Raw genomic sequence first — 7,366 nt, 5'->3', positions numbered from 1 at the left:
ACGATCACCTGCGCAACAGCGGCAAAAACGACGTTGGAAAGGAGTTTTTTCGCGACAAGGTCGCCCATGGCCACTGCAGAAAAACGTTTCATAAAAGCCTTCTCAGAGTTTTGTCAGTGCCACCTGGGTCACAGCGCAGCAGCGAGGGAAGTTGAGGCGAAAAAAAATGGGAATACTGTTGAAAACGCCAGCTCAGAACGTCATCAAGGGGGCAGCCAAGCCGAGCCTTGCACGGCTGAAACCACCACCCACAGCACGACCTGATGAGCGCATTGGCAAATTTAAGCACTCGCGTTTTGGGCTGTATGTCACCTGAAACCCGGACAATCGGGGGACATGGAAATATTTTGTAAAATCGCCAGTATTCATTTGATAAACATGGCTTTTTCAATGCAAAAAAAAGCACGAGGCCGATAGCTTTGAAGGCTACGGGCGTCGTGCAAAGGGACGGTCTATGGCAACGCCTGGATCAGGCGCGGCGATCCTGGGCGACGAGGCTTACATCGGAGACGATATGGCCATCGAGCAGCTTGATCACACGGTCGGCCAATTGGAAGTATTGATCATCGTGGGTAATGATTAGAATGGTCTTGCCGCGGCGTTTGAGTTCCGGCAGCAGCTCTTCATAGAAGAAGCGCTTGAAGGGTGGATCCTGGTCTGCCGCCCACTCGTCAAGCACATACACCGGGCGGTCTTCCATGTAGGCACACACCAGGGCCAGGCGTTTTTGCTGGCCGTAGGACAGTTCCTTGGTGGTGGAATAACCCAGCCCTTCGATCTTGATCTTGTCCGCCAACCCCAGCGCGCCGAGATACTTTTGCGCCAGGTCCGGGTTGACCTCTTCGCCTTCCGGGCCAATCAGCCGGTTGAACAGATGGAAGTCGCTGAACACGGCGGAGAACAGGTCGCGGTAATCACTGCGGTTGTCATCATTGACGGCAACGCCATCGAGCAGAATCTGCCCGGACTGAGGCACGTACAACCCGCACAACGCCTTGACCAGGGTACTTTTGCCGCAGCCATTGCCACCGATGATGTAGATCAACTCGCCGCTGTTGATGGTCAGGTCAACCGGCCCAAGGGCAAAGCCGCTCTCGGCGTCGGCACCGCGGTAGTTCATCACCACGCCTTTGAGGGCAATTTCCTGCCAGTGCTTTTTGTGCTCAAGGCGCAGCACATTGCGGGTGTCCGGCTCGCCTTGCTCGGCATGGTGCTCGTTGATCAGAAAACCGAAATCGGCCAGACGGGTGATCGCAATCCGGCCCTGTGCAACCACTGGCATGGTGCTGATCAACAGGCCCAGCGGCCCGAGGATGTACATCACGGTCAAGACGCTGGCGGTCAGCACCTGGCTGTCGGTGACGGTCAGCAGCGGCAAGGCAAACACCAGGCTGCCAATCAGCAGGGACTGAGTGACCAGCCCCATGTTTTCCGCGCCGAGGTACCACAGGTGCTCGATAAAGTTGAAACGCGCCACCCGCGTCGACGATTCCTTGATCGCCGAACGGCCAAACCAGCGCCGGCGGATGCCGTTGAGCTTGAGTTCCTTGAGGCCGAAGACCAGGCCGTGGGTATGCTCGTTGAAGGCCGTGAATTCATCACGCACGCGGCCCGTGAACTTCACCCCGCCAAGGAACAAAAACACATACAACACGGCGCCGAGCACCAACAGTGCCAGCGTCAACGCAAACACCGTCCATGACAGGTAGGCCAGGTAGGCCAGGCCGAACATGAATACTGTGGACTCCACCAACATCACCGGCATCACCAGCAAGGTGGCGTTGAGTTGCGGAATGTCCGTGGTCAGCAGTGTCAGCACATTGGGTGGGCCGCGTCGATCCACTTCTTCAAGGGGTGACGAGAGGATTTTCTGGCACAGTGCAATGCGCAGACGGGTCATCAGCTTCATGTTGGCGTAAGCGGGAAACAACGTCGCGCCGTTACGAAACGCCAGCGCCACCACGCTCAAACCAATAAACCAATACAGCAGGTGCACGCGCGACCCCTGCTCGTAAATAGCCTGGTTGATCACGTTGACCACCGCGATCGCCGCCACCCCACTGATGATGCCGGTGACCAGGGAAAAGAACGCCAGCCAGGGATGATTTTGCCAAAGCAGGCGCAAGACCGAGCCCGGCTTGGGCGGCTTCTCATGCTCTTTGTTCATGGACCAACTCCTCAAATACACGCAAGACCGGGCATGGCCCGCCAAACAAGCCGCTGCTACCGGCCCTGTTGCCGGCGCCGCCAAGTGTACGGATTGGCGCAAATTCGGCTGTCCCCGAAAGCCTGTACAAAACGTGGACCGGCACAAATACACACCGCCGAGGCGGATGCCCCCCGAATGTCCCCGCTTTCCATTGCAGACCCGCGCGGCATGAATGGGCCTAATACGGTCCCGAGCCGGACCCTTCAGGAGTGAAAGATGGCTGCTCTGATCGCTCACCCACCTCTTATAAGAACAGCGCCATCAAGGATGATTGGACTATGGAAATGACGAGCAGCATTCAAAATGCGGACAGCCCACACTTCTATTTCGTACTCGGCGAATTGGTTTCCAGCACCGATCAGGATCACTTCGCGCTCAATATGCTCAAGCTGATCGACAAGCTCCTGCCGGTCACCGCGTTGACACTCAGCGAGTGGACCCTGGACAAGTCAAACAACAGCCTGGTGGATATCAAGCCTCTCGGCACGGCCGGCGACCCCGCCGACATCCCTGCACAACAAGCGAACCGCGCCACCGCCAACCCTCCCCTGCTCAAGGAAGTGCAGGAGATGGAAGGCTCGTTGCTGATTCGCCTGAATACGCGAACCAAAGGTGCAGCGGGCAAGGTGTCACGCGTTGCCGCGCACGAATGCACCCTGGTATCGCGCGATGGCAGCCGGCGCTGCGTGGTGATGCTGTATCGCTCCCATACGCAGAAAGATTTTTCCTTGAGCGAATTGTCGCTTCTGAAAAACCTCTCCGAAGCCTTGCTGCCGTTGATTGAAAGCTATGCCCAGTTCAGCCGCCAGAGTGCGCTGCGCAAAATGGGCAGCTGGATGGCGACCCCGCTCAGCGAAACCGAACCGTCGCACATTCACCGTGAGTTTCAAAAACGTCTGTCGCTGTGCGATATCACGCTCTCAACCCGCGAACAGGAAGTTTGCCTCGGCTTGCTCAACGGCGGAACCGTGCCGGAAATTGCCGAGAAATTACGTCTCAAGAACAGCTCGATCGAAACCTACCTCAAGCGTGCAACGGCAAAGCTTGGGGTCAGTGGCCGACATGGATTGACCAAGTGGACGGTCGGCGCCTAACGAAATTCAAGAAACGGGTTACTGCGCTGCAACCCGTGTTCCCCTTTACATGAGGCTGGCCAATGAACAAGTTTGCTTTCTCTGCGGTGGCAGTTGCAGTGGCACTGAGCGGGTGCTCGCTGATCCCTGACTACCACCAACCGGCAGCTCCGGTGACTGCGCAATACCCGCAAGGCCCGGCCTATGCTGCGGCTGCAGGTACCGTCAGCGAAGACGTTGCCCGCCAGGGCTGGCGCACATTGTTCCATGACCCCGCCTTGCGGCAGCTGATCCAGACCGCCCTCACCGAGAACCGCGACCTGCGTGTGGCGGCGCTGAATGTCGAAGCGTACCGCGCGCAATACCAGATCCAGCGCGCTGACTTGTTCCCGGCGGTCTCGGCCACGGCAGGCGGCACCCGCCAGCGAGTACCGGCGAGCATCACGAAGACCGGTAAAGCGGCGATCACGTCGACCTATTCCGCGACCCTGGGCATCAGCTCCTATGAGCTGGATTTCTTTGGCCGCGTCCGCAGCCTCAGCGAGCAGGCGATGCAAGCCTACCTGGCCACCGAACAAGCGCAGCGCAGTGCCGAATTGAGCCTGGTCGCCAGCGTGGCCAATGCTTACCTCACCTGGCGTGCCGACCAGGAATTACTCGCGCTGACACGCCAGACCCTCGCCTCCTATGAGGAAAGCCTGCGCTTGACCACACGCAGCCTGCAGGCGGGTGCCGCGTCGTCGCTGGATGCCGCCCAGGCGCAAACCAGTGTCGAGAACGCTCGTGCCAACCTCGCGCGCTATGAGCGACAAGTGGCCCAGGACCGCAACAGCCTGGCGTTGCTGGTGGGCACCGCACTGCCGGAATCCCTGCCGAGCCTGCCGCTGTCGAGCAACCTGATCGCCCAGGTACCCGCCGGCCTGCCGTCGGACCTGCTGCAACGCCGACCCGACATTCTGCAAGCCGAATACCAGCTCAAATCCGCCAATGCCAACATCGGCGCGGCCCGTGCAGCGTTCTTCCCCAGTGTGAGCCTGACCGCCAATGCCGGTGCGTCCAGCTCGCAACTGTCGAGCCTGTTCAAGGGCGGCTCCGGCAGCTGGACATTCCAGCCGCAGATCAACCTGCCCATCTTCAACGCCGGCAGCCTGCGCGCCAGCCTCGACTACGCCAAGCTGCAAAAAGACATTGGCGTGGCCCAGTACGAGAAAGCCATCCAGACCGCGTTCCAGGAAGTGTCCAACGGCCTGGCGGCACGCCAGACTTACGACGACCAGCTGAACGCCCAACGCGACCTGGTGCAGGCCGACCAGAACTATTACAACCTCGCTCAACGCCGCTACCGCCTGGGCGTGGACAGCAACCTGGTGTTCCTCGACGCACAGCGCTCGTTGTTTGCCTCACAGCAGGGGCTGATTACCGACCGTTTGGCGCAGCTGATCGCCGAAGTCAACCTGTACACCGCCCTCGGCGGCGCATGGGGGGAACCGACCCGACTGGCCGCTGCCGAGACGCGGCCATGAGTACCTTTGAGCCGGGGCAATATGTGCGCCTGCGCTCGGGGGGCAAACGGATGCTGGTCAAACCGTCACTGGAGGCGGCGCCATTGCCGCACTCCACACTGGTGCTGTGTGAATACGTAGAGAAAAAACGCACGGTGCAGGGGTTTTACATCGCCACCAACCTGAAGCTGGCAAGCGACCCTCAACAATAAAGCCACCCCGGCACACAGCCGAGGTGGCTTTTTTACGCTGACCGGCTCAATCGCTGGCTTGCGACAATGGCCTGGCCACATGTTCCAGCGCCTTGCCCTCCGCCGCCACGCCCCAGATCGCCTGCACCAGCGCCGCCAGGCACATCATGGCAGCACCGATCAGATAGCCGATGAACAGGCTGCTGCGTTCGTGGCTTTGAATCAACTGACCAAACAGCGTGGGGCCGATGATGCCGCCCAACCCGGTGCCGAGCGCGTAAAACACCGCGATGGCGAGTGCGCGGATTTCCAGCGGGAACGTCTCGGCCACGGTCAGGTAGGCAGAGCTGGCCGCCGCCGAAGCGAAGAAGAAAATCACCATCCACGCCGCCGCTTGCTGTGTGACGCTTAGCCAGCCTTGCTCGAAGGCGTATCCACTGGCAACCAGCAAAACCCCTGAAATCGCATAGGTGGAGCTGATCATGATGCGCCGTCCCACCACGTCGAACAGGCGTCCCAGCACAAGGGGGCCACAAAAATTCCCCAGCGCCAGCGGTAACACGTACCAGCCGACACGTTCGGAAGGCACCTGATAAAAATCAGTGAGTACCAGTGCATAGGTAAAGAAAATGGCGTTGTAGAAGAACGCCTGCGCAGTCAGTAACGTCATGCCGACCAGCGCACGGCGGCGGAAGCTGACAAACAGGGTGTGAAATATTTCGCCGAGCGGCGTGTGACTTCGCGCATGCAGGCGCAGCCGCTTGCCCGTCACGGCCGAGAGGGTGTGCCCCTGTCGGCGCAGCTTTTCTTCAATGCCTTCGACAATACGCCGCGCTTCTTCGTGGCGGCCATGGATCAACAGCCAGCGCGGGCTTTCCGGCAACCACAGGCGCATCACCAGAATGACCAGGCCCAGTCCGGCGCCGATGCCGAAACACACGCGCCAGCCGAGGTCGCCGCCGAGCACGTCGGGGTCCAGCAACACAATCGCCCCGCCCGCCCCCAGGGCCGCGCCGAGCCAGAAGGTACCGTTGACGGTCAGGTCTACCCAGCCGCGATAGCGTGCCGGTGTGAACTCCTGGATAGTCGAGTTGATCGCCGTGTACTCACCGCCGATGCCCATGCCGGTGAGGAAACGAAACACCAGGAACGACTCAAGATTGAAGGAGAACCCCGTGGCGGCGGTGGCGCCGATGTACAGCCACAGGGTAATGAAGAACAGTTTTCGGCGGCCCAGGCGATCGGTCAGCCAGCCGAACAGCAAGGCGCCGATCACCGCGCCGGCGATGTAGACGCCGCCGGCCAGGCCGATATCCACATTGCTCATGTGCAGGTCCGGGCTGCTTTTCAGGGCACCGGACACCGAACCGGCCAGCGTGACTTCCAGCCCGTCGAGCAACCAGGTAATGCCCAGCGCAAACACCATCAAGGAGTGAAAGCGGCCCCAGGGTAATCGATCCAGGCGTGCGGGGAGATCGGTTTCAAACGCCTCTGCTTTCGGGCTGTCGTGCCTTTGGAGCGTCATCGGCAAGTCCTTTTCGAAATGGCTTCAAGGGCCCCGCTGAAAGGCCCCGCCTTCAGCAAAGCGATTACCCGTTGCCCGCAATGGTGATGTAGTCGGTGTAGATCTGCGGCGCCCCGGAAAACGACGCCAGCTCACGCCACTCGGCGTACATGCGCTCACTTTCCTGGTGCTCGCGCACAAACGTCACGGCTCTTTCGGTCGACACATCCAGCTCGGGGTGAAACGAGTTGAGCGACGCCAGGCTTTCGATTTCCAGCATGACCGCGTATTGGTCCAGACGGCTGCCGCCCAGGCCTTTAAGCATGTGGAATTTCCAACCCGGGTAATCGTCTATGCGGTGGACATTGTCGGTGATGAAGCGTTCAAAGGTTTGCGGCGTCACGCCCGAACGCAAGGCCAGGTTATGAATGCCCACCAGCCGCGCCACGGGCGCCTGGCCAGGCACGGCCCGGTAGTTGGGACCTTCCGGCAAGGAGCTGCGGGTGTTTTCGGCGACCAGCCCGTAATACGAAAAAATCGTCGGCCGCTCGGCATACGTCGAGTAGGTTTTCCATTCTTCGATCAACGCCTGCGCCTGTTGGTGTTCGTGCCAGAACACCTGCGCGTGGGCGGTCAGGTCGCCATTGTGGTCGATATACCGCGCGTAATCCTCTGCACTGGGGGCCTCGAACAGCATCAGGTATTGGTCCACGCGTTCGCCGCGCAGCCCCTTGAGCAAGGTCCACTGCCACCCCGGATACGCCGGAATACCCACGCCTTTTTCCCGCACGAAGTGTTCGAAGTCTTGCGCCGTGACGCCTTTTTTCAAGTTGAGACCAATGTAATTCAGGCTGAACACCGGACCGGATAATTGACTCATAAAAACT

Annotated in this window: 6 protein-coding genes; 3 read left to right on the top strand and 3 right to left on the bottom strand. The window is 60.0% G+C overall.

Going from position 1 to position 7,366, the window contains the following annotated elements; genetic code table 11:
• Positions 1–469: 469 nt before the first annotated feature.
• Positions 470–2,167: a cyclic peptide export ABC transporter gene (locus ATI14_RS21270; RefSeq protein WP_016969118.1), complete on the bottom strand. Its 1,698-nt coding sequence runs from the start codon at positions 2,165–2,167 to the stop codon at positions 470–472.
• 320 nt (positions 2,168–2,487) lie between these two features.
• On the opposite strand from ATI14_RS21270, the gene ATI14_RS21265 reads away from it, so the two are divergent.
• From ATI14_RS21265 to ATI14_RS21255, 3 genes are all read left to right on the top strand, one after another.
• On the top strand, positions 2,488–3,303 hold the full coding sequence (locus ATI14_RS21265) for a helix-turn-helix transcriptional regulator (protein WP_016969117.1): 816 nt from the start codon (positions 2,488–2,490) through the stop codon (positions 3,301–3,303).
• Positions 3,304–3,365: 62 nt separating this feature from the next.
• Positions 3,366–4,805 carry an AdeC/AdeK/OprM family multidrug efflux complex outer membrane factor gene (gene adeC, locus ATI14_RS21260; RefSeq protein ID WP_016969116.1) on the top strand — a complete coding sequence of 480 codons (1,440 nt, stop codon included), beginning with the start codon at positions 3,366–3,368 and terminating at the stop codon, positions 4,803–4,805.
• Complete coding sequence (locus ATI14_RS21255; RefSeq protein WP_016969115.1) at positions 4,802–4,996, top strand: hypothetical protein; 195 nt, start codon at positions 4,802–4,804, stop codon at positions 4,994–4,996. The genes adeC and ATI14_RS21255 overlap by 4 nt, the downstream gene beginning before the upstream one ends.
• Before the next feature lie 46 nt (positions 4,997–5,042).
• Here ATI14_RS21255 and ATI14_RS21250 read toward each other — a convergent pair whose 3' ends face one another.
• Both ATI14_RS21250 and ATI14_RS21245 read right to left on the bottom strand, forming a co-directional pair.
• A complete protein-coding gene (locus ATI14_RS21250; RefSeq protein ID WP_020372572.1) occupies positions 5,043–6,500 on the bottom strand; it encodes an MFS transporter in 1,458 nt (485 codons plus the stop codon).
• Between the two features lie 64 nt (positions 6,501–6,564).
• The gene (locus tag ATI14_RS21245; RefSeq protein WP_016969113.1) at positions 6,565–7,359 is read right to left on the bottom strand and encodes a hypothetical protein; all 795 of its coding nucleotides are present in this window, start codon (positions 7,357–7,359) and stop codon (positions 6,565–6,567) included.
• Between the last annotated feature and the right edge of the window lie 7 nt (positions 7,360–7,366).

Origin of the sequence: Pseudomonas tolaasii NCPPB 2192 (assembly GCF_002813445.1) — a bacterium.
GTDB lineage: Bacteria > Pseudomonadota > Gammaproteobacteria > Pseudomonadales > Pseudomonadaceae > Aquipseudomonas > Aquipseudomonas tolaasii.
Note: the sequence above shows the minus strand (reverse complement) of the source record. Positions and strands in the feature narration are given on the sequence as shown.